29 protein-coding genes and 1 tRNA gene are annotated in these 25362 nt (G+C 72.0%); 19 read left to right on the plus strand and 11 right to left on the minus strand.

All coding sequences use genetic code 11. From position 1 onward, the window contains the following. The gene (locus ASD06_RS15990; protein WP_082538129.1) at positions 1-969 is read right to left on the minus strand and encodes an alkaline phosphatase family protein; all 969 of its coding nucleotides are present in this window, start codon (positions 967-969) and stop codon (positions 1-3) included. A 71-nt stretch (positions 970-1040) separates the two neighbouring features. Between ASD06_RS15990 and ASD06_RS15995 the strand changes: the two genes are divergently transcribed. Then, a complete protein-coding gene (locus ASD06_RS15995) occupies positions 1041-1997 on the plus strand; it encodes a ribose-phosphate pyrophosphokinase (RefSeq protein ID WP_056679945.1) in 957 nt (318 codons plus the stop codon). 81 nt (positions 1998-2078) lie between these two features. Then, on the plus strand, positions 2079-2279 hold the full coding sequence (locus tag ASD06_RS16000; protein WP_056679948.1) for a hypothetical protein: 201 nt from the start codon (positions 2079-2081) through the stop codon (positions 2277-2279). A gap of 4 nt (positions 2280-2283) precedes the next feature. Here ASD06_RS16000 and ASD06_RS16005 read toward each other — a convergent pair whose 3' ends face one another. After that, positions 2284-3045: a class I SAM-dependent methyltransferase gene (locus ASD06_RS16005; protein WP_056679951.1), complete on the minus strand. Its 762-nt coding sequence runs from the start codon at positions 3043-3045 to the stop codon at positions 2284-2286. A 45-nt stretch (positions 3046-3090) separates the two neighbouring features. Here ASD06_RS16005 and ASD06_RS16010 point away from each other — a divergent pair, with 45 nt between their 5' ends. The 4 genes from ASD06_RS16010 to ASD06_RS16025 all read left to right on the plus strand — a co-directional run bounded on the left by ASD06_RS16010 (position 3091) and on the right by ASD06_RS16025 (position 6460). Beyond that, complete coding sequence (locus tag ASD06_RS16010) at positions 3091-4095, plus strand: 2-dehydropantoate 2-reductase (protein ID WP_200942255.1); 1005 nt, start codon at positions 3091-3093, stop codon at positions 4093-4095. Then, positions 4092-5219 carry a mannosyltransferase family protein gene (locus ASD06_RS16015; RefSeq protein ID WP_056679954.1) on the plus strand — a complete coding sequence of 376 codons (1128 nt, stop codon included), beginning with the start codon at positions 4092-4094 and terminating at the stop codon, positions 5217-5219. Before ASD06_RS16010 ends, ASD06_RS16015 begins: the two co-directional genes overlap by 4 nt. A 102-nt stretch (positions 5220-5321) precedes the next feature. Next, positions 5322-5768: an iron chaperone gene (locus tag ASD06_RS16020; protein WP_056679957.1), complete on the plus strand. Its 447-nt coding sequence runs from the start codon at positions 5322-5324 to the stop codon at positions 5766-5768. A 95-nt stretch (positions 5769-5863) separates the two neighbouring features. Further along, positions 5864-6460, plus strand: coding sequence for a TetR/AcrR family transcriptional regulator (locus ASD06_RS16025; protein WP_056679960.1), 597 nt, complete (start codon positions 5864-5866; stop codon positions 6458-6460). A gap of 6 nt (positions 6461-6466) precedes the next feature. Here ASD06_RS16025 and ASD06_RS16030 read toward each other — a convergent pair whose 3' ends face one another. Together ASD06_RS16030 and ASD06_RS16035 are read right to left on the minus strand one after the other, a co-directional pair. Then, positions 6467-7690: a hypothetical protein gene (locus ASD06_RS16030; RefSeq protein WP_056679964.1), complete on the minus strand. Its 1224-nt coding sequence runs from the start codon at positions 7688-7690 to the stop codon at positions 6467-6469. Further along, positions 7666-8100, minus strand: coding sequence for a hypothetical protein (locus ASD06_RS16035; RefSeq protein ID WP_056679967.1), 435 nt, complete (start codon positions 8098-8100; stop codon positions 7666-7668). Before ASD06_RS16035 ends, ASD06_RS16030 begins: the two co-directional genes overlap by 25 nt. Before the next feature lie 45 nt (positions 8101-8145). Between ASD06_RS16035 and ASD06_RS16040 the strand changes: the two genes are divergently transcribed. The 8 genes from ASD06_RS16040 to folP all read left to right on the plus strand — a co-directional run bounded on the left by ASD06_RS16040 (position 8146) and on the right by folP (position 15435). Further along, entirely contained in the window at positions 8146-9390 is a 1245-nt protein-coding gene (locus tag ASD06_RS16040; RefSeq protein ID WP_056679970.1) for a hypothetical protein, read from the plus strand. Positions 9391-9420: 30 nt separating this feature from the next. Continuing rightward, on the plus strand, positions 9421-10506 hold the full coding sequence (locus tag ASD06_RS16045) for a hypothetical protein (protein WP_056679973.1): 1086 nt from the start codon (positions 9421-9423) through the stop codon (positions 10504-10506). 186 nt (positions 10507-10692) lie between these two features. After that, on the plus strand, positions 10693-11679 hold the full coding sequence (gene paaA / locus ASD06_RS16050; protein WP_056679975.1) for a 1,2-phenylacetyl-CoA epoxidase subunit PaaA: 987 nt from the start codon (positions 10693-10695) through the stop codon (positions 11677-11679). Between the two features lie 53 nt (positions 11680-11732). Beyond that, positions 11733-12056 (plus strand): 1,2-phenylacetyl-CoA epoxidase subunit PaaB, encoded by a 324-nt coding sequence (gene paaB / locus ASD06_RS16055; protein ID WP_369853782.1) that lies wholly within the window; start codon positions 11733-11735, stop codon positions 12054-12056. Continuing rightward, positions 12053-12805 carry a 1,2-phenylacetyl-CoA epoxidase subunit PaaC gene (paaC, locus tag ASD06_RS16060; protein ID WP_056679978.1) on the plus strand — a complete coding sequence of 251 codons (753 nt, stop codon included), beginning with the start codon at positions 12053-12055 and terminating at the stop codon, positions 12803-12805. The genes paaB and paaC overlap by 4 nt, the downstream gene beginning before the upstream one ends. Next, the gene (paaD, locus tag ASD06_RS16065; protein WP_056679981.1) at positions 12799-13305 is read left to right on the plus strand and encodes a 1,2-phenylacetyl-CoA epoxidase subunit PaaD; all 507 of its coding nucleotides are present in this window, start codon (positions 12799-12801) and stop codon (positions 13303-13305) included. Before paaC ends, paaD begins: the two co-directional genes overlap by 7 nt. Positions 13306-13328: 23 nt before the next feature. Then, positions 13329-14435, plus strand: a complete 1107-nt coding sequence (paaE, locus tag ASD06_RS16070) for a 1,2-phenylacetyl-CoA epoxidase subunit PaaE (RefSeq protein WP_056681114.1) — start codon at positions 13329-13331, stop codon at positions 14433-14435. A gap of 193 nt (positions 14436-14628) precedes the next feature. Continuing rightward, positions 14629-15435, plus strand: a complete 807-nt coding sequence (folP, locus tag ASD06_RS16075) for a dihydropteroate synthase (RefSeq protein ID WP_082538205.1) — start codon at positions 14629-14631, stop codon at positions 15433-15435. Between the two features lie 6 nt (positions 15436-15441). On the opposite strand, the gene ASD06_RS16080 is transcribed toward folP, so the two are convergent. The 3 genes from ASD06_RS16080 to ASD06_RS16090 form a co-directional block, all read right to left on the minus strand. Next, positions 15442-15642: a hypothetical protein gene (locus ASD06_RS16080; RefSeq protein WP_056679984.1), complete on the minus strand. Its 201-nt coding sequence runs from the start codon at positions 15640-15642 to the stop codon at positions 15442-15444. A gap of 73 nt (positions 15643-15715) precedes the next feature. Then, positions 15716-16222, minus strand: coding sequence for a hypothetical protein (locus tag ASD06_RS16085; RefSeq protein ID WP_056679986.1), 507 nt, complete (start codon positions 16220-16222; stop codon positions 15716-15718). A 1-nt stretch (position 16223) separates the two neighbouring features. After that, a complete protein-coding gene (locus ASD06_RS16090; RefSeq protein WP_162248097.1) occupies positions 16224-16568 on the minus strand; it encodes an STAS domain-containing protein in 345 nt (114 codons plus the stop codon). A 174-nt stretch (positions 16569-16742) separates the two neighbouring features. On the opposite strand from ASD06_RS16090, the gene ASD06_RS16095 reads away from it, so the two are divergent. From ASD06_RS16095 to ASD06_RS16105, 3 genes are all read left to right on the plus strand, one after another. After that, positions 16743-17456, plus strand: a complete 714-nt coding sequence (locus ASD06_RS16095) for a response regulator transcription factor (protein WP_056679989.1) — start codon at positions 16743-16745, stop codon at positions 17454-17456. Between the two features lie 157 nt (positions 17457-17613). Then, positions 17614-19005: a HAMP domain-containing sensor histidine kinase gene (locus tag ASD06_RS16100; protein ID WP_200942257.1), complete on the plus strand. Its 1392-nt coding sequence runs from the start codon at positions 17614-17616 to the stop codon at positions 19003-19005. Then, positions 19002-19616, plus strand: a complete 615-nt coding sequence (locus tag ASD06_RS16105) for a GerMN domain-containing protein (RefSeq protein WP_162248098.1) — start codon at positions 19002-19004, stop codon at positions 19614-19616. Before ASD06_RS16100 ends, ASD06_RS16105 begins: the two co-directional genes overlap by 4 nt. Here ASD06_RS16105 and ASD06_RS16110 read toward each other — a convergent pair. After that, a complete protein-coding gene (locus ASD06_RS16110; protein WP_056679997.1) occupies positions 19606-20745 on the minus strand; it encodes a DUF3048 C-terminal domain-containing protein in 1140 nt (379 codons plus the stop codon). The genes ASD06_RS16105 and ASD06_RS16110 overlap by 11 nt on opposite strands. Positions 20746-20783: 38 nt before the next feature. Further along, positions 20784-20870, minus strand: a tRNA-Ser gene (locus ASD06_RS16115). Positions 20871-21024: 154 nt separating this feature from the next. On the opposite strand from ASD06_RS16115, the gene ASD06_RS16120 reads away from it, so the two are divergent. Together ASD06_RS16120 and ASD06_RS16125 are read left to right on the plus strand one after the other, a co-directional pair. Further along, positions 21025-22581: an EAL domain-containing protein gene (locus ASD06_RS16120; protein WP_056680000.1), complete on the plus strand. Its 1557-nt coding sequence runs from the start codon at positions 21025-21027 to the stop codon at positions 22579-22581. After that, positions 22578-23570 carry a Gfo/Idh/MocA family protein gene (locus ASD06_RS16125; RefSeq protein WP_056680003.1) on the plus strand — a complete coding sequence of 331 codons (993 nt, stop codon included), beginning with the start codon at positions 22578-22580 and terminating at the stop codon, positions 23568-23570. Before ASD06_RS16120 ends, ASD06_RS16125 begins: the two co-directional genes overlap by 4 nt. Before the next feature lie 121 nt (positions 23571-23691). Here ASD06_RS16125 and cysE read toward each other — a convergent pair whose 3' ends face one another. Further along, positions 23692-24279, minus strand: coding sequence for a serine O-acetyltransferase (gene cysE / locus ASD06_RS16130; RefSeq protein WP_056680006.1), 588 nt, complete (start codon positions 24277-24279; stop codon positions 23692-23694). Between the two features lie 41 nt (positions 24280-24320). Continuing rightward, entirely contained in the window at positions 24321-25253 is a 933-nt protein-coding gene (gene cysK, locus ASD06_RS16135; protein ID WP_056680010.1) for a cysteine synthase A, read from the minus strand. Positions 25254-25362 lie beyond the last annotated feature (109 nt).

A 25362-nucleotide genomic window follows, 5' to 3' on the forward strand; every position in this document is an offset into this window, starting at 1 on the left:
TCACCGCAGGCCGAACGCCTTCAGGACGTCCGGGGACGACGCCGCGTACCGCAGCGGCCGCAGGCCAACCAGGCGCGAGGGCGCCGCAGCGAGCGAGGCGTGGGTGAACCGCGTGCTGACCGACCTGCCGTGCAGCTGCGCGGCGGCGACGACGAACGCCACGTGGTTGCTGGCGTGGCGGTCGTCCTCGTCGAAGGTCACGACGACGGCGAGCCGGCCCGACGTGAAGTCCGGACCGGCCTCGATGCGCTTCAGCCAGGCGCCGAGCCAGGCGTCCGCCGTGGCGAGGGAGCAGTCGTGGCCGTCGTGGCACACGTCCGGGATGAGCTGGGCGTAGCGCGGCAGGCGGCCGGCCACGATGTCGTCGTGCAGGGCGCCGCGGCTGGTGGTGCCGGCGGGGATGTCGTAGCGGCGGCACCAGGTGCGCTCCGTCGCCCAGGTGAAGTAGGCCCAGGCGTTGTGGCGCACGGCGTACCGACCCGAGTTGGTCTGCGCGCACGCGCTCGGCATGCTCTCGACGTAGGCACGCACGCTGTGGTGCGCCGCGTAGAGCTGGCCGAACACCGAGCGACCGCGGAGGTGATGACTCGACGGGTTCTTGTCGTCTCGGACGCCGAACGTCGAGCCCCCCGCCAGCTCGAGGTAGTTCGGCAGCGAGGGGTGGGCGACGGCGTACCACTGCGTCGCCTGCCCGTACCGTCGCGCCTGGGCGGCCAGCGCCGGCATCTGGGTCAGGGCCTGTGAGCGGCTGTGGTTCTCGAGCACGATCACGAGCAGCTTGCTCACGTGCGGGGCGACGGCCGCGGCCACCTGCGGTGACGACGTGACCGACGGGGCACTCGGCTGCACGCTGACGGCGCCCGACCGGCTCGTGCCGGTCGCGGTCGGCTGCGCGGAGCCCCCGCACGCCGCGGCGAGCAGCACGACCGCGAGCAGTGGCGCAACGATCACTGCGCGTCGATGACTCATCGACCCATCGTGCGCCTCCTCGCGCCGGACCGCCACCAGCCGCCCGCCGCCTACCGCCTACCCTGATGGGTATGAGCGAGATCGTGGTGTTCAGCGGCAGTGCCCACCGCGAGCTCGCCGAGGAGATCTGCTCCGATCTCGGCGTCGAGCTCTCGCCGACGCACATCCAGCGCTTCAGCAACGACTGCATCCAGGCTCAGCTGCGGGCCAACTGCCGCCAGCGCGACGTCTACATCGTGCAGCCCCTGGTGCCGCCGGTGCAGGACCACCTCGTCGAGCTGCTGCTCATGCTGGACGCCGCACGGGGCGCCTCCGCGGCCCAGATCACGGCCGTGATCCCGCACTACGCCTACGCCCGCTCGGACAAGAAGGACGCGCCGCGCATCTCGATCGGCGGCCGGCTCGTGGCCGACCTCATCTCGACCGCGGGCGCCAATCGCGTGCTCACCATGGCCCTGCACGCGCCCCAGGTGCACGGCTTCTTCTCGGTGCCGGTCGACCATCTCTCGGCGATCGCCGAGCTGGCGCTGCACTTCAAGGGCAAGGACCTGTCGAACACCGTCGTCGTGTCACCCGACCTCGGCAACGCCAAGCCCGCCACCCAGTTCGCGCGCATCCTCGGCGTCCCGGTGGCGGCCGGCAGCAAACGCCGGCTCGCCGACGACACCGTGGTGATCGACGCCATCGTCGGTGACGTCGCCGGCAAGGACGTCGTGGTGCTCGACGACGAGATCGCCACCGGCGGATCGGTGGTCGAGCTGCTCGACGTCCTGCACCGCGCGGGCGTGCGCAGGGTGGCCCTGGCGTGCACGCACGGGCTCTTCACCGGCCCGGCCATCGAGCGCCTGTCGAGCCGCTCCGACATCGACGAGGTCATCACCACCAACACCCTGCCGCAGGGCGACCACTACGCCCTGCCGAACCTCGAGGTGCGCTCGATCGCGCCGCTGTTCGCCGACGCCATCGGGCGGATCCACCGCGGCGAGTCCGTGAGCAGCCTGCTGTCCGACACCGTCACTCACGGGTAGGCGCCCGCCTCGAGTGGCGCGATCGCCCACGGCACGGTTGAGTGACGACCGCTCGGGAAGAGGCGTACCGCAGGAGGCGACATGCGCATCGGCAGCATCATCGTGCTGGTCTGGCTGGTGATCGGGGCCATCGCGGCCGGGCAGCGCGGCTACTTCTCCAGCAGCCCCGACAACTGCGCCAAGGCGGGCACCATCGCGGTCACGATCGTCGCTGGCCCGCTCAACTACGTGGGCGTGAACCCGAAGATCAAGGACTGCAACGTCCCCCAGCCGTCGAAGTAGGTGATCAGCGCGCCCGGGCGGTGACGGCCCACGCCGTGGCCCGCACCTCGAAGGGGCCGCCGCCCAGGCGCTCGGCACAGCGCTCACGCAGCCGCTGCACGGCAGCGTCCTCCAGCCCGCGCACGTAGGCGCCTGCAGGGCCGACGCCGAGCGTGAACGGCTCCCACCACTCACCGAACGACGCGAACGGCACGGCGACCGTGAGCGCGTGCTCGGCCGCGTCGTCCAGGCCGGCCCGCCTCGCGAGGTCGGCAAGGTCGCCCCGCCGCGTGCCGAGCAGCTCGGACTCGTCGGGCGCGGCGACGTCGAGGTCGCGGACGGCGTCCCAGAACGCCGCGAGCGGGCCGCCACCACCCGCGTGGTCCCACACCGACGCCGCGACGAGCGCACCCGGTGCCGCCACACGGGCCATCTCGCGCAGGCCGGCCACTGGGTCGCGCATGAAGTGCACCACCAGCTGGGCCGCGACGACGTCGAACGTCGCGTCGGCGAAGGGCAGCGCGTCGGCCGAAGCCTGCCGCGCGTCGACGCCCGCACAGCGCTGGCGCACCGCGGCGACGAACGGCGGCGCCGGGTCGACCGCGGCCACCTGCTCGGCGCCAAGCCGGGCGACGAGCTCGCGGGTGAGTGCTCCGGGGCCGCACCCGACGTCGAGCGCGCGGGTGCCGTCGTCCAGGGCCAGCAGTCCGACGAACTGACGGGCGAGCGGCGTGGAGAACCGACCCATGAACTGGTCGTAGGCGTCGGCGGTGACCGCGAAGCTCACGCCCGTACGTTACGCCTGGCCGGGCGTCGCAGATAGGGTCGCGGCATGTCCGAGCACCCTTCCCCCGACCTGCGGGTGTGCGTCGTCGGCGCCGGTGCCGTCGGAGGCATGATCGGCGCGCGACTGGCCGCGTCGGGCACCGCGACGTCGGCCCTGGCCCGCGGCGAGACGCTGGAGGCGTTGCGGCACAACGGGTGGCGCCTCATCGAGCACGACGGAGAGATCTCCGGGCCGGTACGGGCCAGCGACGACGCAGCCGAGCTGGGCCCGCACGACGTCGTGGTCGTGGCCGTCAAGGCGCAGTCGCTGCCCGAGCTGGCACCGAGGCTCACGCCATTGCTCGGGCCCGACACCGTCGTGGTGCCCGCCATGAACGGCGTCCCGTGGTGGTTCTGCGACGGTCTCGGTGGGCCGGTCGACGGCCGGCGCCTGCGCGCGGTCGACCCGGACGGAGTGATCGCCGAAGCCCTGCCGCCGGCGCGAGTCATCGGCTGCGTGGTGCACCTGAGCGCCAGCACGGCGTCACCGGGCGTCGTGCTGCACGGCACGAAGCACTCGCTCATCCTGGGCGAACCGCACGGGGGCACCTCCGAGCGGCTGGAGTCGGTGGCCACCCTGCTGCGCCACGGGGGTTTCGACGTCACCCTCTCGCGGCGCATCCAGGACGACGTGTGGTTCAAGCTGTGGGGCAACCTCACGATGAACCCGATCTCGGTGCTCACCGGCACGACGATGGACCGCATCATCGCCGACCCGCTGGTCGAGCAGCTCATCAGCGCGATCATGTCCGAGGCGCGCGAGATCGGACGGCGGATCGGAACCCCTGTGGCGCAGGACATCGCCGAGCGCCTCGAGATCACCCGGTCGATGGGATCGATGCGTACCTCGATGCTGCAGGATGCAGATGCCGGGCGGTCGATCGAGCTCGACGCTCTCGTGGGGGCGGTCAGCGAGCTGGGGCAGGCGGTGGACGTCGCCACGCCGTTCACCGACGCGCTGCTGGGGCTCACGCGCGTCGCCGCTCAGGCCCGCGGCCTGTATCCCGCGTGACCTGGCGACGGGACCTCACCCTCGCGGGCTGGTGGGCGGCGTCCCGCGTGAGCCTCGCGGCCTTCGTGGTGCTCGCGGCGTACCTGCTGCGCTTCGACACCGCGCTGCGCGGGCACGACGCCGGCCGCTGGCTGCTCGAGCGCCTGACCTGGTGGGACACCTGGCACTACGTGCGCATCGCCGAGCGCGGCTACCTGCCTCCAGGACTGCCGTGCTGCGACCAGGCCTTCTTCCCCGGCTACCCGCTGCTGATGCGGCTGCTGTCACCGCTCACCGGCGGCAGCGTGGCCGTCGCGGGTCTGCTGATCAGCCTCGTCGCCGGCAGCGTGGCCGCGGTGCTGCTGTGGCGGGTGGCTGAGCTGCGCACGCCGGGCACGGGCCGGGACGCCGTGGTGTTCCTGGCAGTGGCGCCGTTCGGCGTCTTCCTGTCGGCCGTCTACACCGAGTCGCTGTTCCTGGCGCTGGCTCTCGGCGCGTGGCTCGCGGCGTCACGCCGTCGCTGGTGGTGGGCCGGAGCCCTGGCGGCCGGCACCGCCGCGATCCGGGTCAACGGCCTGTTCGTCGCCGCCGCCCTCGCGGTGATGTACGTCGAGCAGCTGCGCCGCGACGAACGCCGGCGCCCGCGCGTCGACGTCCTGGCACTGGCGGCACCGGGGCTGGTGGTGCTCGCCTTCTTCGGCTACCTGGCCTGGCGCACCGGGTCGGTGCGAGCCTGGCAGGACGCCCAGACCACCGGCTGGGTGCGGCACGCGGCCTGGCCGTGGGAGGGGCTGTCGGCTGGTTGGGCGGCGATCCGGTCCGCCCACGCGCCCGACCTGGTGGTGAGCCGCTGGGCCGACCTGCTCGCCGTCCTGGGTGGCATCGCGCTCGTCGCGCTGCTGGCGCGGTGGCGGCGCTGGCCGGAGGCGACCTACGTCGCGCTGAGCGTCGCCGTCCTGGTGTGCTCGACCATGCTGACGTCCGCGCCGCGGTACGCGCTGACCTGGTTCCCGGGTTACGTCGCCGCAGCAGAGCTGGTGCGCCGCAGGGGTTTCGGCTGGCTACGGATCGCCATACCGGTCGCGTGCCTCCCGCAGCTCGCAGCCCTGTCGCTGGCCTTCGCCGCGCACCTGTGGGTGGCCTGAGCGGTAGGTCAGGAATCGAGAAGCACGAGCAGACGCGCCGGCCCTAGCCTCTCGTCAACGAGGTCGCCGCACCGAGCGGGGCCGCACGAGGGGAGTCAGCAGATGAGCGCGAAGGGCACCACGTCGTCCGACGGTTTCACCGCTGAGGAGCGCGCCGCGATGAAGCAGCGAGCCGCCGAGCTGCGCGCCGAGGGCAAGAAGGGCGCGAAGCAGGCCGACGGGCTGGAGCAGGCGCTCGAGTCGCTGGCGAAGATGTCGCCCGACGACCGTGCGCTCGGCGAGCGGGTGCACGTCACCGTGATGGAGACCGCGCCGGAGCTATCGCCGAAGACCTGGTACGGCATGCCCGCGTACGCGAACGCCGATGGCAAGGTCGTGGTGTTCTTCCAGGACTCCGGCAAGTTCAAGTACCGCTACTCGACGCTCGGCTTCCAGGACGTCGCGAACCTCGACGACGGCGACCTCTGGCCGGTGTCGTACGCGCTGCAGGCGTGGACCCCGGAGGTCGAGAAGCGGGTGATCGAGCTGGTGCGCGCCGCCGTTTCCTGAACCGTACCCAGCGACCTGGTTGACGAGCCTTGGTGTTCCTCCCATAAAGGACTGCAAAGTTGGTCAGGCGGTCGGTCCAGACGCGCCTGGCTAGGGTGACCGGCGTGACCCGCCGCCGCCACGACCTGGAGTCGCTGCTCGCTGTGGCCGTGCGCGTCTACACCGAGCGCGGGTTCGACGGCACGAGCATGGGTGACCTGGCGTCTGCCGCGGGGCTGTCGAAGTCCTCGCTGTACCACCACGTGGAGTCCAAGGAGCAGCTCCTGCGGCTGGCGCTCGACCGCGCCGTCGAGCCGCTGTTCGCGGTGCTCGACGAGCCGGGGGCGCGGCAGGGACGCGCGCTGGCCCGGCTCGAGCACGTCGTACGCCGCGAGGTCGAGGTGCTCGTCGACCGCCTGCCGTACGTGACCCTGCTGCTGCGGGTCCGCGGCAACTCGAGCACCGAGCGCTGGGCGCTCGACCGGCGGCGCGAGTTCGACCACCTCGTCGCGGCGTTGGTCACCGAGGCCGCCGGCGAGGGCGACGTGCGCGCCGACGTCGACCCGGGCCTCGTCGCCCGCCTGCTGTTCGGCACGGTCAACTCCCTCGCCGAGTGGTACGACCCGAACGCCCCCTCGGCCCTGGGCTCGCGCGAGCTCGCGGACGTCCTGGTCCGGCTGGCCTTCGACGGGCTGCGGGCCGAAGTCAGCTAGGCGGTATCAAGATCCTCGCTGACGGCTCTTCCTCGGTGACGCGGTGATCACCGCCCAGACGAGGAGACCCCGATGGACGACCTGTTCCGCTTCCTGCTGCTTCGGCCCGCCGACCTTCCTGCCGACGGCGACGTCAAGGTGCTCGAGCCGAGCCACCTCGACACCGGCCGCGGGCGCGAGCTGGCTCGCCGCGAGGCCATCAAGCTGCTCGGCTCGCAGGCGCTGCTGCGGCGCACCGACGGCCTGCGCTACGGCGACCTCGCCCTCGCCGTCCGCGCGGCCCTGGACGCCGGCCCCCTGCCTGCTCCGAAGCTGCAGGACCTGGTGAAGACGCACACCGGCAAGCGGGCCACGGACCTCACGGGCGACGACCGGTTCACCGCGGAGGAGCGCGCTCTCGCCGACACGCTGGTGGCGGCCAAGCTGGTGTCGGGGACGCCGGACGTCGACGCCCGCGGCCTCGCCGCCGCGGCTCAGGGGTACGACGCGCTGCGGCGGCTGGCCGAGGGCGCCGACCCGGTGCAGCTGCGACCGCTGCAGATGCCGTCGTTCGAGGCCAAGGACGACCACGAACGCCGCTACGCGGACCGCCGGCTCGCGCACGCCGAGGGTGCGGACGCCGGTGCGCAGGCGCAGGCCGCCTCGCGCACCGAGGAGCCAGCCGGCCACGACGAGCACGAGCAGCTGCGCCGGATCGAGGACACGATCGCCGCCGTGAGCTCGGTGCGGGCCCAGGACTTCGACACCGAACAGTCGTCGCGCCCGGCGCAGGAGACGGTCGCCGGCCTCGCCGCCCGCGTCGGCCGGCTGGAGAGCGAGGTCGGCGACCGCGGCGACGGCGGTGACGCGCCGCTCGTAAACGACGTCCCCGCACAGGCCACGTGGCACTTGCGGTCGAGCGCGGTCGAGGGCCTGCCCGGCCACGTGCGCGAGACGTTGCGGCTGCTGCGGATCGACCCCACCACCACGGCGCTGCCCCAGGTCGTGCAGGCGCTGCACACGGCGCGCGTGCAGGCCGAGGCGTCCACTGCGCGCAGCGTCGAGACCACCGTCGCCCAGCTCGTGAAGATCGGCAGCTCGTTCGTCAGCGCCGCCAAGGGGTCGGACTACGTCGGCACGCCCGGGACGACCATGCCGACGGGTCACGGCAGCATCAAGCCGGTTGGCGTCGGTGACCTGCTCATCGTCAAGCAGCACGTGCTGCGCTACGAGGGCGGTGAGGTCGCGCACGTCGAGAACGTGCTGAAGTCCGAGGTGCTCGACCGCGAGACCCGGCGGCTCGACCGCACGGAGACCACGGTGCTCACCGAGACCGAGCGCACGAAGGAGGAGGAGCGTGACAACCAGTCGACCGACCGCTTCTCCCTCAAGCGCGAGACCAGCGAGACGCTGAAGAACGAGACCGAGTTCAAGGCCGGCGTCCAGGTGGATGCCAAGTACGGCACGTTCGTGGAGGTCAAGGCCAGCGCCGACTTCGCGACCAAGAGCTCCAGCGAGGAGTCGACGAAGCAGGCGTCGGAGTTCAGCAAGGACGTCGTGGCCCGCTCGGTGAGCAAGGTCGTCGAGCGGGTGCTCGAGCGCCGTTCGACGACGACCATCTCCGAGTTCGAGGAGAAGTACCACCACGGCTTCGACAACACCGGGGCACCGGCAACATCAGCGGGGTCTACCAGTGGGTCGACAAGGTGCTGCAGGCGCAGGTCTACAACTACGGCAAGCGGATGCTCTTCGACGTCACGATCCCCGAGCCGGGCACCGCGTTCGTCGTGGCGCAGACGGCGGACAAGCAGAGCGACCCGATCGTCAAGCCGACGCCGTTCACCCTCACGGCCGACCAGATCACCGAAGGCAACTACACCCTCTACGCCCGGCAGTACGACGTCACTGGCCTGGAGGCGCCCCCGCCGCCGGTCAAGACGGTCGCCAAGGCGATCGACGCGCTGCTGCCGGACGGCGACCACGAGACCACCAAGTCCATCGAGGTCGTGCTCGACGACGGCTACCAGGCGTCGTACGCCCTGTTCCAGCGCACGTACCGCACCTACGACGGCGCCTCCTGGCGCGTGCTGGTCGGCAACAACTGGATCGACGCGCTCGGGAGCACCGGCTACGTGACGATGGACGCCGAGGTGGGCTCGGTGGCCGTCGCCGTCCTCGCCGCCAAGACGCGCGAGTTCGCCGCCACCATCGAGATCTTCTGCACCCGCACCGCCCGCGCCTACAAGGCCTGGCAGCTGAAGACGCACGCGGCGATCACCGCCGGCTACCTGGCCAAGCAGCAGGCCTACGAGTCCAAGCTCGCCGAGGCCGCCGCTGCGGCCGGCGTGGTGATCACGGGACGCAACCCCGCCTGGAACCAGCGGATCGCGACCACCGAGCTGCGCAAGCAGTGCATCACGATGCTGACCGCGCAGCAGTTCGAGGCCTTCGGTGCGCTCGAGCTGTCGCCGCAGGGCTACCCGCAACCGAACCTCGCGCGCGCCGAGGCGCAGATGCCGTACGTGCGGTTCTTCGAGCAGGCCTTCGAGTGGGAGCACCTCGTGTACTTCTACTACCCGTACTTCTGGGGCTGGAAGCCGGCGTGGACCCACCGGATGCTGCTGGACGACGTCGACCCGCAGTTCGCGGACTTCCTGCGCGCCGGCGCCGCGCGGGTCGTGTTCCCCGTCAGGCCAGGCTTCGAGGCCGCGGTGGCGCACTACCTCGAGACCGGCGAGATCTGGAACGGCGGCCCGGCGCCCGACGTCAGCGACCCGCTGTACGTCCCGATCATCAAGGAGATCCAAGAGGCCCAGGGTGCGCCTGGCAACGAGGTCCCCCAGGGCGACCCGTGGCTGGTGCGCCTGCCCACCACGCTGACCAAGCTGCGGCCCGACGACGCGCTGCCGAAGTGGAAGAAGGTCGGCGAGGACTGGCAGCCGGACAACTGACGCCCCGACCGACAGCGAAGCGAGGTCGCCGTGAAGCAGTACCTGCTGGTCGCCGGCGTCGACTACGAGTTCTCCGGCGTCGACTTCCGCCAGCTCGCCGACAACCGACGGCGCCTGCTCGACAAGCGCAACACCGCGCGCGTCGACCTGCGCTTCACCACGATGGACGTGCGGTCAGGGGAGGTCGAGGTGCGCGAGGTGACCTTCGGCACCGGCAAGCGCGTCGAGACCGTCACCAGCAGCAAGCCCTTCACGCCGGTGACCAAGGGCAGCTACCAGGACGTCGGCGGCCACCGCCGCTTCAAGCCCGGCCAGCCCGACGTCATGTCGATCACGGACGTGTACCAACGGGTCCAGGACATCGGTACGAAGGACGCCGGCACGCTGGCCGAGCTGAGCATCTTCAGCCACGGCTGGATGGGTGGGCCCATCCTGGTCAACAGCGACGACGACCGGCTGATGACGATCACGCTGAACCCACCGGTCGGCCAGCCCATCCACGTGCAGATGCCCGTGGCGCCGACCTCGCGCGACCCCGACGACAAGGACGGTCGCGGCGACCTCGACTTCAGCCCTCCGACGATGGACGCGGGCGAGCTGAAGGCGTTTCGGGCCGCCTTCGCCAAGGACGCCGTCGCCTGGCTGTGGGGCTGTGCGTTCCCGCGCGCCATCCACCACACGATGTGGGCCATGGAGCAGGCCAAGGGGTACGCCGGCGTCGGGCTCGGGGACGACGTCGAGCTGCACCTCACGCAGGTCGTGGAGGAGGACGTCGTGTTCCTCGACAGGTTCCTGGCCGGCGTCCTGAAGCCGTTCCCGAAGCCGCGCTCGGCGATCCGGGTGAAGTTCAAGCACCTCAAGTACGCGCTGTGCCGCGCCAACCTCGCCTGCTACGCGCGAGCGCTGGCCGACGGCGCCCAGGTCACCGTGCACGCCGCCGCGCTCGGCACCTACGCCGAGTACGACACCGGCGGCGACCGGCTCATGCACGTGCACGGCGGCTTCACGGCCCACTTCACGTTCTACAAGAACTACCTCGGCTTCTCCTTCGACCCCGAGGGCCGCAAGTACGCCGTCTACCGGCCGGGGCTCGCGTGCCCCAAGCCCACTCCCTGACGTCGCCGCGCGGAGCACTTGCCGAGGGTTCCGGCCGCTTGTCGAGGGGTGCACCCCTCGGCAAGCGGAGTGTCGCCCACTGAACGTGATCAACGGGCGAGCGCGCGAGGTGGGCGGGGGAGGCAGACCCTGGCATACTGGACCCGACCGATCGGTCGGGTAGCCGGTCGCCCGAAGGGAGCCCCCATGACGTCGCAGCCCAGCGCCGAGCAGTGGACGCCGGAGCAGCAGGAGCGCTTCGACGCGCTCATCGCCGACGACCAGCGCATCGAGCCGCGCGACGCGATGCCCGAGGGCTACCGCAAGACCCTCGTGCGTCAGATCGCCCAGCACGCGCACTCCGAGATCATCGGCATGCAGCCCGAGGGCAACTGGATCGCCCAGGCGCCGAGCCTGCGGCGCAAGGCGATCCTCATGGCCAAGGTGCAGGACGAAGCCGGCCACGGGCTCTACCTGTACTCGGCCGCCGAGACCCTCGGCGTCGACCGCGCCGAGCTGCTCGAGATGCTGCACACCGGCCGCCAGAAGTACTCCTCGATCTTCAACTACCCCACCCTGTCGTGGGCCGACATGGGCGCCATCGGCTGGCTCGTCGACGGCGCCGCCATCGTCAACCAGGTGCCGATCTGCCGCTGCTCCTACGGCCCCTACGCCCGCGCGATGGTGCGGATCTGCAAGGAGGAGTCGTTCCACCAGCGGCAGGGCTTCGAGATCCTGCACACGCTCAGCCACGGCACGCCTGAGCAGCACGAGATGGCGCAAGAGTCGGTGAACCGCTGGTGGTGGCCGAGCCTGATGATGTTCGGGCCGCCGGACGACGAGTCGCCCAACTCCGCGCAGTCGATGGCCTGGGGCATCAAGCGGCACAGCAACGACGAGCTGCGCCAGCGTTTCGTCGACATGACCGTGCCGCAGGCGCAGGTGCTCGGCCTCACCCTGCCCGACCCCGAGCTGCGCTGGGTCGCTGACGACGGCGACGAGGCGTCGGGGCACTGGCGGTTCGGCGAGATCGACTGGTCCGAGTTCTACGAGGTCATCAAGGGCAACGGCCCGTGCAACGCCGAGCGCATCGAGCGCCGCGTCAGCGCCCACGACGAGGGGGCGTGGGTGCGGGAGGCCGCGCTCGCGTACGCCGACAAGCAGGCCGCGCGGGCCCGGGGAGCGGTGGCGTGAGCGAGCAGCTGCCGACCGACCCGAACCTGACCGCCGAGGGCGGCCACGGCGCGGTGCCGACGTCCGGTGTGCCGGCCGAGACGGCCACGCCCACCCGGCGCGACTGGCCGCTCTGGGAGGTGTTCGTGCGGGCCCGCCGCGGCCTCTCGCACGGGCACGTCGGCTCACTGCACGCACCGGACGCCGAGATGGCCCTGCGCAACGCCCGCGACCTCTACACCCGGCGCAGCGAGGGCGTGAGCATCTGGGTCGTGCCCAGCGCCGCGATCACTGCCTCGAGCCCCGACGAGAAGGACGCGTTCTTCGACCCGGCAGCCGACAAGGTCTACCGGCACCCGACCTTCTACGACATCCCCGACGAGGTGCAGCACCTGTGACCGCCTCCGCCCCGGTGGCCGCCTACGCCCTCGCGCTCGGCGACGACGCGCTCGTGCTCTCGCAGCGCTGCGGGCAGTGGATCACCCGCTCGCCGCAGCTCGAGGAGGACGTCGCGATCGCCAACATCGGGCTCGACCTGCTCGGTCAGGCCCGCACGCTGCTGGCCTACGCCGGCACCGCCGACGGCCGCAGCGAGGACGACCTGGCCTACCTGCGCGACGCCGACGCGTTCACGAACGTGCAGCTCGTCGAGCTGCCCAACACCGACTTCGCGGTCTCCATGGCCCGGCTGCTGGTGTTCGCCGCCTACCAGCGCGCGCTCTACTCGCGCTTGGCTTCCAGCACCGACGAGACGCTCTCGGGCGTGGCGGCCAAGGCGGTCAAAGAGGTCACCTACCACCTCGACCACGCGAGCGAGTGGGTGCTGCGCCTCGGTGACGGCACTGACGAGTCGCACCACCGCATGCAGGTGGGCCTCGAGACGGTGTGGCCGCACGTCGACGAGCTGTTCGACGGCGACTTCGTCGACCCACAGCTCGTCGCGGACGGCGTCGCCGTCGATCCCTCGAGCCTGCGCGACGAGGTGCTGCAGGTCGTGCGCGGCGTGGTCACTGAGGCGACGCTGACGCTGCCGGACGTCGCGCCCGAGGCGGGCGGCGGGCGCCGCGGCGAGCACACGCCGGACCTGGCCGAGATGCTCGACGAGATGCAGGGCCTGCACCGGGCCCATCCGGGGGCGACGTGGTGACCGTGGCCGCCGACGTCGAGCTGGCCCGCCACGCGGCGGCGCAGGTGCTCGACCCCGAGGTGCCGGTGCTCACCATCGCCGACCTCGGCGTCCTGCGCGACGTCGTCGTGCTGGACGACGGCGCGGTCGAGGTGGTCATCACACCCACCTACTCCGGCTGCCCGGCCATGGAGACCATCGCCTCCGACGTCCTCGACGCGGTGCGTGCGGCCGGGTTCGACGACGTCCGCGTGCGCACGGTGCTCAGCCCCGCCTGGACCACCGACTGGATGAGCGACGACGGACGCCGCAAGCTGGCCGAGTACGGCATCGCGCCGCCCACGACGCGCACCACTGGCCCCGTACCGCTGACGCTCGGGAGCCGACCCGCGGCGCCGACGTGCCCGCGCTGCGGTTCAGCCGACGTCCGCGAGCTGTCGCACTTCGGCTCCACCGCCTGCAAGTCGTTGTGGCAGTGCAGCTCCTGCCGCGAGCCCTTCGACCACTTCAAGGCCATCTGATGACCACCGAGATCGAGCCGGGTATCGGCACCACCAGCACCGCGCCGCAGGTCAGCGCCCGCAGCCACGGCGCCTTCAACCCGTTGCGGCTCAGCGAGATCGACCACCTCACGAACTCCGCCGTGCGCCTCACCTTCGACGTCCCGCACAACCTGGCCGACGCCTACCGCTACGCCCCCGGCCAGCACCTCACCTTGCGCACCACCGTCGACGGCGAGGAGGTGCGCCGCAGCTACTCCATCTGCTCGGCTCCGTCGTCCGGCAAGCTGCAGGTGGCCGTGAAGTCGTTGGAGGGCGGCGTCTTCTCGACGCACGCCCACAGCGGGCTGGCCGTCGGTGACGTGCTCGACGTCATGACGCCGGCCGGGCGCTTCGGCGTCCCCCTCGATCCCACGAACGCCAAGCGGTACGTCGCCATCGTCGCCGGCAGTGGCATCACGCCGGTCATGTCGATCCTGCCCGCGGTGCTCGAGACGGAGCCACGCAGCGAGCTCACGGTGGTCTACGGCAACCGCGACAGCGGCTCGGTGATGTTCGCCGAGGAGCTCGCCGACCTCAAGGACCGCTACCCCGCGCGCCTGCAGTTCGTGCACGTGCTCTCACGCGAGCCGCAGGACGCCGAGCTGCTCACCGGGCGCATCGACGACGCCAAGCTCGACCGGCTGCTGGAATCGGTCGTGCCGGTCGACACGGTCGACGACTGGCTGCTCTGCGGCCCCTTCGAGCTGGTGCAGCAGGTGCGGACACGCCTCGTCGAGCGCGGCGTCGCGAACTCGGCGATCCACCTCGAGCTGTTCCACGTCGACGGCGAGCCGCCCCGACTCGCCCGCCCCCGCACCGAGTCCGGCGACACCGGCTGCCAGGTGACCGTGCGCCTCGACGGCCGCACCACGACCTTCGCGATGCCCGACGAGGGCTCGGTGCTCGACGCGACGCTCGCGGTGCGCGCCGACGCCCCGTACGCCTGCAAGGGCGGGGTGTGCGGCACCTGCCGAGTGAAGGTCGTGGAGGGCGAGGTCGACATGACCCGCAACTTCGCGCTCGAGCCCGAGGAGATCGCCGAGGGCTTCGCGCTCGCCTGCCAGTCGGTGCCGACGTCCGACCGGCTCGTCGTCGACTTCGACGCCTGACCTCCGGCGAATTCCCCGGAATTTGCACGCCTGGCGGACTTCAGACGTACATCTTCCGGGGAATTTGCCGGCCCTGCGGCGCGGGGGTGGGGCAGGGGGTGGCCAGTGCCTGAGCGACAATCAGCGGGTGACAACAAGCAGCGTGCGCACGATCGGCGCCCGCACGTTCGACTTCAGCCGCCAGGTGGCCGTCATGGCCATCGTCAACCGCACCCGCGACTCGTTCTTCGACCAGGGCGCGACGTTCGACTTCGGGCCGGCACTCGAGGCCGTCGAGCGGGCGGTCGCGGACGGCGCCGACTGGGTCGACATCGGGGGCGTGCCGTTCTCGCCCAACGCCCAGGAGGTGTCGGTGCGCGAGGAGGTCGAGCGGATCGTCCCCCTCGTGGCGGCCGCGCGCGAGCGCACCGACGTCGTCATCTCGGTCGACACCGTGCGCCCCCTCGTGGCGCACGAGGCGCTCGCGGCGGGAGCAGACGTCATCAACGACACCTCGGGCCTGCACGACCCGCAGCTCGCCGAGGTGGTGGCCGAGCAGGACGGCACGCTCATCGTGTGCCACAGCAAGGCGGCCCCGCGCGAGAAGCTGCCGTCACCGGCGTACGACGACGTCGTCGCGGAGGTGCGCGCGTTCCTGCTCGCGCGCGTCGCCGTCGCCCTCGAGCGCGGGGTGGCCGCCGAGCGGATCATCGTCGACCCCGGGCACGACCTGAACAAGAACACGCTGCACTCGCTGGAGCTCACCCGCCGGCTCGGCGAGCTCGCCGACCTCGGCTACCCCCTGCTCGCGGCGGTGTCGAACAAGGACTTCATCCAGGAGACGTTGGGCCGCCCCAAGGACGCTGTGCTCGCCGGCACCACAGCGACGCACGCGTACTGCGTGCTGCAGGGCGCACGCATCCTGCGGGTGCACGACGTCGCAGCGGCAGTCGACGCCGTACGCATGACCGAGGCGATTCTCGGCTGGCGAGCGCCGGTGCGCTTGCAGCACAACGTCTGACGGCGATCAGCCCGCCTCGCTGAGCGCGCCGTCGAGCCGGACGTCGGTGCTGCCGGAGCGGGCGAGCAGCTCGTCGAGATCGCGCAGCCGGGCCAGCGCCAGGGCGGCGTCGGCGTCGTTGCCGGCAGCGCGCGCCTGCTGCAGCTCGTGCAGTGCTGCGGCGCGCTGTGCGCTGAGCTCGTTCAGGAAAGCTCCGCTGATTCCCATGTCGCCTCCTCAGGTCTCGCGTGGGGTTCGTGGTGCGTGTGGTCGGGTGGTTCGGGTCGTCGTCCAGAGTGAGTCAGGTGCCGTGAACTGGCGACTCGCGGACCACCAGGGCGGCGCTGCCGGCGTCCAGGTCGGCGGTCAGCTCGCGCAGCACGTCCTGCGGCTCACCCGCGGCGAGTCGCGCCGGAAGAGACTGCAGCACCGCAGCCACCGACACCGGCAACGCGTCCAGCGCGTCCGCAGACAGTACGAGTAGTCGCTGCCCGACGTCCAACCGGAGGCTTTCGGTGCCGCCCGGCAACGCCGGCACCGTGCGAGCGGAGTCGGCGTCGACGAGCAGGGCCGGGGGCGTGGTGGAGGCCGCCACGTGCACGCCGCCGTCAGCGCCCAGCTCGACCCGCGTCGATCGCTCGGGCGACCCGGCGTCCGCGACGTCGAGGCGCAGGCCGCCCCGCGGGCTCGCCAGACGCACGCCGCCCACCTGGGAGCTGCGCGTGGCGACCACCCAGCCGTGGGCGCGGACGAGGGAGGCGAGCGAACCGACGTCCGTGGGCTCGAGCAGCGGCAGGTGCAGAGCCACCTCAGGCCTCCTCGTCCTCGACGTCGAGCACGGCGGCCAGGCCCGTGCGCGTGAGCAGCCCGAGACTCTGCCCGGCCGAGCCGCGCACCACGACGTCGACGCCGCGAGCCGCGCACTTGCGCTTGGCCCGCAGCAGGGCAGCGACCACGCTGGACGAGATGCGGTCGAGCCCGCTCACGTCGACCACCAGGCGGGCGTCGCCAGCGCTCAGCACCTCGGTGAGGCGGCTGCGCAGGTCGGTGAGGCCCTGCGCCACAGCGGCGTCTTCGAGCACGGCCACGACCGTGCGCTGCCGTGGTGCTGCCGAGGGTCCGGACGCGATGGACGTCATGCTCACCAGGCTCACGGCTTCACCCCCTCTGCGGCGTCGGCGGGGCCCCTGCGGCCCGCCCGCGACGAAGTCCAGCATGGACTCCCGACATTGCGATTGCCCTGAACGGTTGTTTGCGGTTTGTTGACAACTTCCCGCTGGGCCGTCACGCACGAGGGAGTCCGGGGGCGTGCTGGCAGCATGGGGTCCATGCCCACCCGCCTGCTCGTGCTGGAGGACGACGACGGCATCCGCCACAGCCTCGCCCTCAGCCTCGAGGACGAGGGGTACGACGTCGTGCAGCACGCCGACGCCGAGAGCGCGCTCGCCACGGTCGAGCGCGAGCCCGTCGACCTCATGCTCGTGGACCTCATGCTGGGCGGCATGGACGGCTTCACGTTCATCCGCCGCGCTCGGCCGTCGAGCGACGCCCCGATCATCGTGCTCAGCGCGCGCAACGACACCCACGACATCGTCTCGGCCCTCGAGGCGGGTGCCGACGACTACGTGACCAAGCCGTACGTCGTCCGCGAGGTGCTGGCGCGGCTGAAGGCGCTGCTGCGGCGGCCGACGGTCACCACGGGGGCGGCTGACGCGCCACCCCCCGACGGCACGGTGGTGCTCGACTCCTCCGACGGGCCCTTGCTGCTGTCGCCCGAGGCCGGCACAGTGCGCCGCGGCGCCGACGCGGTGCACCTGACGGTCACCGAGTTCCGGCTGCTGTGCGAGCTCGCCGACCCCCCGGGGCGCGTGCTGAGCCGCGCCACGCTGCTCGAGCGGGTGTGGGACCGCGGGTTCTTCGGTGACGAGCGCATCGTCGACGTCCACATCCGGCGCCTGCGCACCAAGATCGAGCGCGATCCCGGCCACCCGCTGCTCGTGGTGACCGTGCGCGGCCTCGGCTACCGGCTCGACGTCCGATGACGCCGCCCCTCCCCCCGCCCGTGATCATGCACGCCAGCGCACCGTGGGGCGGATCACTGCATTCCGGGAATGCAGCGGGGGCACCCACCCGCCATAGGAGTGGAGCGGGGTGCCACCGCGCCACCCAACGGGCGCGCGCGGGAGGGGGTGGTCGGACGTGAGGTCGCACTGGGGCCTGCGGGCGAGCGTCATGGTGTCGTTCGCCGCCGGCGGGCTGCTGCTGTCGGTGGTGCTCGCGGCCGGCGCGTACTTCGTCGTGCGGCACTACCTGGTCGACCAGCGTGAGCGGACGGCGACCCGCCAGGCCTTCGCCGACGCGTCGTTCGTGCGCGATGGGCTGCTGACGTCCGGTGCGCAGGTGAGCGACGTCCTGGGCAACGCGGCCCCGCCGGCGGACACCGACATCCTCGTGCACCGCTACGGGCGGTGGTTCTCGTCCTCGCTGCGCGCCGACGCCCACAACGTGCCCGACACCGTCCGCGACAGCGTGCGCGGCGGGTCGGCGGCCGTGCTGTGGGGTCGCAGCGAGCGCGGCCCCACGATCGTCGTCGGGGTGCCACTGGGGGCCGTCGACGCCGAGGTGTACGAGATCTCGCGGCCCAGCGAGCTGAGCAGCACGCTGTCGACGCTCGGCGCCGTCCTCGCGGGCTTCGCGCTCGTGACGACCCTGGGCGGAGCGCTGCTCGGCCGAGCCGCCGCGCGTCGCGTCGTCGCCCCGCTCGACGACGTCGCGCGCGCGGCGACGCAGATCTCGGTCGGCGACCTGAGCACCCGGCTGCCGCCCACCGACGACCCCGACCTGGCGGCGATCGTGGGCTCGTTCAACGCCATGGTCGAGGCCCTCGACGAGCGGATCGCTCGTGACGCGCGCTTCGCCGCCGACATCAGCCACGAGCTGAGGTCGCCACTGACCACCCTCGTGACGAGCGTCGACCTGTTGCAGCGCAGGCGCGACGAGCTACCCCAGCGGTCCCGTCAGGCGCTCGACCTCATCGCCACCGAGCTCGAGCGGTTCCAGCGCTCGCTCGAGGACCTGCTCGAGCTCGGACGCCTCGACGCCGGCGTCGCGCTGCGCTCGCTCAGCGACGTCGACCTGCGCGAGCTGGTGCGGTACGCCCTGGAGTCCGGGCACCGCGACGTCCCGCTGCAGCTGCCGGACGGGCCACTGGTCGTCCAGGTCGACAAGCAGCAGCTGAGCCGAGCGCTGGTCAATCTCTTCGACAACGCCGACCTGCACGCGGGGGGGCTGACGGCCGTGCGAGCCGAAGCCGTCGGCGACCATGCCGTGGTCACGGTGGACGACGAGGGCCCGGGTGTGCCGGAGTCCGAGCGCGAGCGCATCTTCGAGCGGTTCGTGCGCGCCGGTTCACGCGGCTCGCGGCGCGGCACGGGGCTGGGCCTCAGCATCGTCGCGGAGACCGTGCAGTCGCTCGGCGGCAACGTCGGGTGCATCGACCGTCCGGGCGGTGGGGCGCGGTTCGTCGTCCGGCTGCCGCTGGCGCGCATCGCCACATCGGCGGACGCCGAGCGCACGCGGGTGCAGGCGTGAGGCGGGCCCGGTGGGCGGCCGCCGTGGTGGGTGTCGTCGCGAGCGCGCTGCTCGCCGGTTGCGGCCTGCCGCACGACCAGTCCGCCCGGGCCCTCGACCCCAAGCAGGTGCCGTACGGCTTGCTGCAGTCGAGCACGCCGCCGCCCACCGACGACGCGGAGCTGAAGAGCACCAAGCGGACCGGACAGCAGGCCGAGCTGTACCTGCTCGACGGCGACGACCAGCTGGTGGGTGTGCCTGCGGGGGTGGGGCGCCAGCTGACGACGTCGGCGCGCTTGGCCGCGCTGTTCTCGCTGCTCGAGCGCGGGCCCGACGACAACCAGCGCAGCCAGGGCCTCAGCAGCGCCTGGACGCCGGGAGTGCGGATCCAGCTGCGCGACTTCACCGACGGCCTGGCCCAGGTGGAGGTCGCGGCCGGCCTGAAAGATCCGTCGGCCGACCAGCTCCCGCTCGCGATCGGGCAGCTCGTGCTCACCGCGACGTCGCTGCGCGAGGTGGACGCCGTGCAGCTCGTACGCGACGGCCAGCCGGTGGAGGTGCCGCTACCGGGCGGCGCGCTGACGTCGGCCCCGCTGACCCGCCAGGACTACGCCTCGCTGCTCACGCGCTGACCCGCACCTTGGCGTCGCGCTGGGCCAGCTCGACGTAGGTCTGGCCCGGCGCCATCTTCAACGGCGCGCCGTTCGAGAGCACGAAGCGGAACGGCTGGTTGACCGCGCCCTTGCTCCACGTGCCCGTGACGTACTTGCCGCCATGGAAGTAGTAGAACGTGCCCTTGCTGTTGATGATGTCGTGGATCGGCTCGTCGTGACCCGAGCCGTGGTAGATCTTGTCGTAGTGCTGGCGCGCGCGGATCACGAGCACGTTGACCGGCGCCACGCGCTTGCCGTTCGCGAGGGTGTGCGGGCCCCACGGCATGCTGCGCAGGTAGCGCCCGGACTTGGCGTCGTAGGCGTAGCTCATGTCGTAGGAGTCGCCGCTCTTCCACGGCACGCGGATGCGCCGCGCGGGCTTCCCGGTGTCGGTGCTGGGCTTGTCGGCGCCGGTGGCGAACGGGAAGTACGGCTGCTGCGGACCAGCACGGAACTTCGAGGTCTGCTTCGCCAGCACCGCCGGGTGACAGACGACGGCCCGGTCGTAGTAGGTGTTGCCCTGGTAGGTGCGCACCCGCTTGGGGTCGATCGAGTACGAGCCGGAGCCCTTCGTGGCCATGTACGTGAGCATCGCCTCGATGTACTTGCCGAAGTGCTTGGCGTACTTGCCGACCCAGCCGGTGGCGCCGGTGTTGCCGATGATCGCGTTGATCGGGCTGAGCAGCGGGATGTCGACCGGGCGCACGGAGCGCACCGGCGCGACGTCGCGCGCCATGCTGGAGTGGAACACCGGCACCAGGCGCGTGCCGCTGTAGCCGGAGGAGTCGCGGTAGCCGTCGAGCTCGACGAAGACGATGTCGGCCTGGTCGAGACCGGCCTGCGGGTGCTCGTTCTTGTTGTCGGGCACCTTGACCGCCACGGCGGCGTGCTTGCCCGCGTTGGGGTCCTTCATGAGCTCACCGGTGAGCGGCCAGCGGGGGCGCGTGTCGGCCGCCGGGCTGGCCGTCGGCGACGCCGTCGGCGTCGGGGACGGCGTGGCCGACGGCTTCGGGGCGGCTGCCGGTGACTTCTTGGAGCAGGCGGCGAGCGCCGCCCCGGCGGCACCAAGCGCACCGGCGAGCAGGGTGCGGCGTCCGAGCGCGGTCATGCGTGGTTCTCCTCGAGATCAGCGACGTACGGTTCGAGCGGAGGGCGTGGGATTCGAACCCACGAGACGGTTGCCCGCCTAGCGGTTTTCAAGACCGCCGCACTAGGCCACTATGCGAGCCCTCCCAGCACGTAAGAGTGTGCCGCACGGGCGCGCCGATCCTGCCTTGGGCTCTCCGGTCAGCCCCGGCCCGGAGCGGGTGTCGCCGCCAGCCGCCGCCGGCTACGTGACACAGTGGGACGTCGACCAGCACGCAGAGCACACGAAGGGGCACGCGCGGTGATCCACGGGACGCCGACGGACGTCGAGCCGCGGCTGCGCGAGGCCCTGGCCGCGCAGCGGTTGGACGTCCACTACCAACCCGTGGTCGCGCTCCCGTCGGCGCAGCACATCGCCGTCGAGGCGCTGGCCCGCTGGGACGACGCCGAGCTGGGCGCCGTCCCGCCTGACGTCTTCGTGCCCGTCGCCGAGCGAACCGGCCTGATCCACCAGCTGGGCGCCCAGGTGCTGGGCCGAGCGTGCCGCGCCGGCGCTCGCTGGGCCGCGGCCGGTGCGCCGGTGCGGGTCTCGGTGAACGTGTCCCCCGTGCAGCTCGCGGCCGGGCACTTCGAGGACGAGGTCGGCGCCGCGCTCGAGGAGTCCGGCCTCGATCCGGCGCTGCTCGTGCTCGAGATCACTGAGTCGGCGGTGATCGACGACCTGGCGGCCACGGCCCGGCGGCTGCACGGGTTGCGCGCGCTCGGCGTCCGGGTCGCTCTCGACGACTTCGGGATCGGCCACTCGCCGCTGAGCATGCTGCGCGAGCTGCCACTCGACATCCTCAAGATCGACCGCTCGTTCGTCGCGCAGGTGCACGAGAACGCGCGCGACGCCGTCATCGCCCGGCTGCTCATCGACACCGCGCACACGCTGGGTCTCACGGTCTGCGGTGAGGGCGTCGAGACGCGCGAGCAGGCGCGACAGCTGCTGGGCCTGGGCTGCGACACCGCGCAGGGCTGGTACTTCGGCCGCCCGGGTCCCGACCCCAACGACGACGCCGAGCGTGCGGGTGTCCTCAGCGCGACGCTCGGTCCGCCCGCCGTACCCGCCGGCACCAGCCTCGACGTCGCCGTGGCCGCCCCGATCCAGATCGGCTCCGACGAGCTCACCACGATCCTGCGTCCTGACGGCCACGTCCTCTACGCCTCGCCGGGCGCGCTCGCCGTCCTCGGCTACACCCCGAGCGAGCTCATGGGCCGCTCGGTCACCGACTTCCTCCACCCCGACGAGCGCCGCGGCATCCTGCGCGCACCCAAGCCCGACTGGGGCCGTGCTCCCTGGACGCTGCAGCACCGCGTGCACCACCAGGACGGCTCCTGGCGCTGGATGCGCACACGCGCCCAGCTCGTGTACGACGGCGACGACTACCCCGCGCAGGTGGTGGCGACGAGCCGGGACGTCACGCGCCACGTGCAGACCCGCCGCCAGCTGGAGTCCACTGAGGCGACGCTGCGGTGGGCGTTCGACCAGTCGCCGGTGGGCATGGCGCTGTCGGACCTCGACGGGCGCATCGTGCGCACCAACGGCGCCTTCGCCGAGTTGCTCGGCCGTGGCCCCGACGATCTCGCGGGGCGGGCGGTCAACGACATCACGCACCCGGACGACGCCCCGACCGACGCGGTGAACCTCAGCCGTCTCAGGGAGCCGGGCGCGCCGACGCAGCGCGTCACCAAGCGCTACCTTCACCGTGACGGGTCGCCCGTGCCGGCTCACGTCTGGGCCTCGACCATCGACGACGAGCGCGGCAAGCCGACCTACGTGGTGGCCCACATCATCCCGGCGGAAGGCGAGTCATGACCTCCACCAGCGCGGCGCTGCGGCTCGGGATCCTCGGCACCGGCCGCATCGCCTCGGCGATGGCCGGCGACCTGACGCTGCTCGACGACGTCGAGGTCGTGGCCGTGGGATCGCGCACCGACGCCTCGGCTCAGCGCTTCGCCGAGGAGCACGACGTCCCCCGGGCGCACGGCTCGTACGAGGCGCTGGTGGCCGACCCCGACGTCGACGCCGTCTACGTCACCACCCCGCACCCAGGGCACCGGGACGCCGCGCTGCTGGCGATCGCGGCGGGCAAGCACGTGCTCGTGGAGAAGCCGTTCACGATGGACGCCGCGCAGGCGCGTGAGGTCGTGGCCGCCGCGCGAGCCGCCGGCGTGTTCGCCATGGAAGCCATGTGGGCGCGCTTCAACCCGCACCTGGTGCGGGTGCGCCAGGTGGTGGCGAGCGGCGCGCTGGGCGAGATCGTCATGGTGACCGCCGACCACGGGCAGTGGTTCGCCTTCGACCCGGCGCACCGGCTGTTCGCTGCCGAGCTGGGCGGCGGGGCGCTGCTCGACCTCGGGATCTACCCGGTGTCGTTCGCCTCGATGGTGCTGGGGACGCCGTCCGGTGTGAGCGCGCGGTCGGTGCCGACGTCCACGGGGGTCGACGCGCAGACCTCCGTGGTGCTCGACCACCCGGGCGGCGCGCAGGCCGTGATCTCGACGACGCTGCTGGCCAAGAGCCCTTGCCGCGCAACGATCGTGGGCACTGACGGCTACCTCGACATCGACCCCACGTGGTACGCGCCGACGTCCTTCACCGTGGTGCCGCGCGTGGGGCCGGCGTGGCGTTACGACGAGCCGCACCCCGGGCACGGCCTGCGGCACGAGGTGGCCGAGCTGGCGCGCTGCGTGCGCGAGGGGCTCACCGAGAGCCCGGTGATGCCGCTCGACGAGACGGTGGCGATCATGACCACGATGGACGAGGTGCGGCGGCAGATCGGCCTCACCTACCCCAGCCTCTGACCCCTGTCTCCGTCGCGCAGATACCCGCCTATTTCCGCCTCGAACCCCGCTTCTGCCGCCCCTTCCACCGGAAGAAGGCGGGTATCTGCGGGACGTCGGCCAGGAAACCGGGGGGGCTGGGTCAGATGTAGATGGCGGGGTCGGCCCAGACGTCGTAGGGGTCGGACGCCGGCCCGGCGGGCAGCCGCACGACACCGGGCACACCGACCACGACCGCACCGGTCGGCACGTCCTTCACCACCACCGAGTTGGCGCCGATCTGCGCGCCGGCCCCCACGGTGATCGGCCCGAGCACCCGCGCGCCCGCACCGATCATCACACCGTCGCCGATCGTGGGGTGCCGCTTGGTGCGGCCCAGCGAGCGGCCGCCGAGCGTGACGCCGTGGTAGAGCATGACGTCGTCACCGATCTCGGCCGTCTCGCCGATCACGACACCCATCGCGTGGTCGATGAACAGCCGCCGCCCGATCGTGGCACCGGGGTGGATCTCGACGCCGGTCAGCGAGCGGTTGAGCTGCGAGAGCAGGCGTGCGGCGAGGCGCAGGCCCGGCGTCCGCCACATCCGGTGCGCGAGCCGGTGGATCCACACCGCGTGCAGGCCGGGGTAGGCGAGCGCGAGCTCGACCTTGGAGCGGGCGGCGGGGTCACGGCGTCCCGCGGCGTCGAGGTCCTCGACGAAGCGGTCCCACACCCCGGCGAGCCCCTTCACGAGTGACGGCGAGGGGACAGAACGGTTGACGTGCAAGGAAATCAGTCGACCAAGTCGCTGTAGAGGATCGTGGACAGGTAGCGCTCGCCGAAGCTGGGGATCACCACGACGATCGTCTTGCCGGCGTTCTCGGGCCGCTTCGCGACGTCGACCGCCGCCTTGAGCGCAGCACCCGACGACAGGCCGACGAGGATGCCCTCCTCCGCCGCGGCGCGACGGGCCCACGTCACCGCGGACTCGGCGTCGACGTCGATCACCTCGTCGTAGATCGAGGTGTCGAGCACCTCGGGGACGAAGTTGGCGCCCAGGCCCTGGATCTTGTGCGGCCCGGGCTTGCCGCCGGTGAGGATCGGCGACTCGGCCGGCTCGACGGCGATCATCTGCACCGAGGGCTTCTTCTCCTTCAGCACCTGACCGACGCCGGTGATGGTGCCGCCGGTGCCGATACCCGCCACGACGACGTCGACCGCGCCGTCCGTGTCGTCCCAGATCTCGACGGCGGTCGTGCGGCGGTGCACCTCGGGGTTGGCGGCGTTGGCGAACTGGCGCGCGAGAACGGCACCGCGCTCGGCGCCGATCTCCTCGGCCTTGGCGACCGCGCCGCTCATGCCCTCGCTGCCCGGTGTGAGCACGAGCTCGGCCCCGAACGCGCGAAGCAGGGCACGCCGCTCCTTGCTCATGGTGTCGGGCATGGTGAGCACGACCTTGTAGCCGCGTGCGGCACCGACCATGGCGAGGGCGATGCCCGTGTTGCCGCTGGTGGCCTCGACGACGGTGCCGCCCGGCTTGAGCTCCCCGGACGCCTCGGCTGCCTCGATGATCGAGACGCCGATGCGGTCCTTGACGCTGTTGGCGGGGTTGTAGAACTCGAGCTTGGCGAGCACGGTGGCGCCGGCGCCCTCGGTGATGCGGTTGAGCCGCACCAGGGGCGTGTTGCCGACCAGCTTCGTGACGTCGTCGTAGATGCGGCTCACAGCGGTGCTCACCTTCGAGGTCTCGGCCCGGGTCAACGGGACGGTCGCGAGGACGGCGGTGCTCGCCGTCCGCCTCAGGGAACACCCGGTGCAGGCCTCGATCATCCCC

This window comes from Angustibacter sp. Root456 (genome assembly GCF_001426435.1).
Lineage (GTDB): Bacteria > Actinomycetota > Actinomycetes > Actinomycetales > Angustibacteraceae > Angustibacter.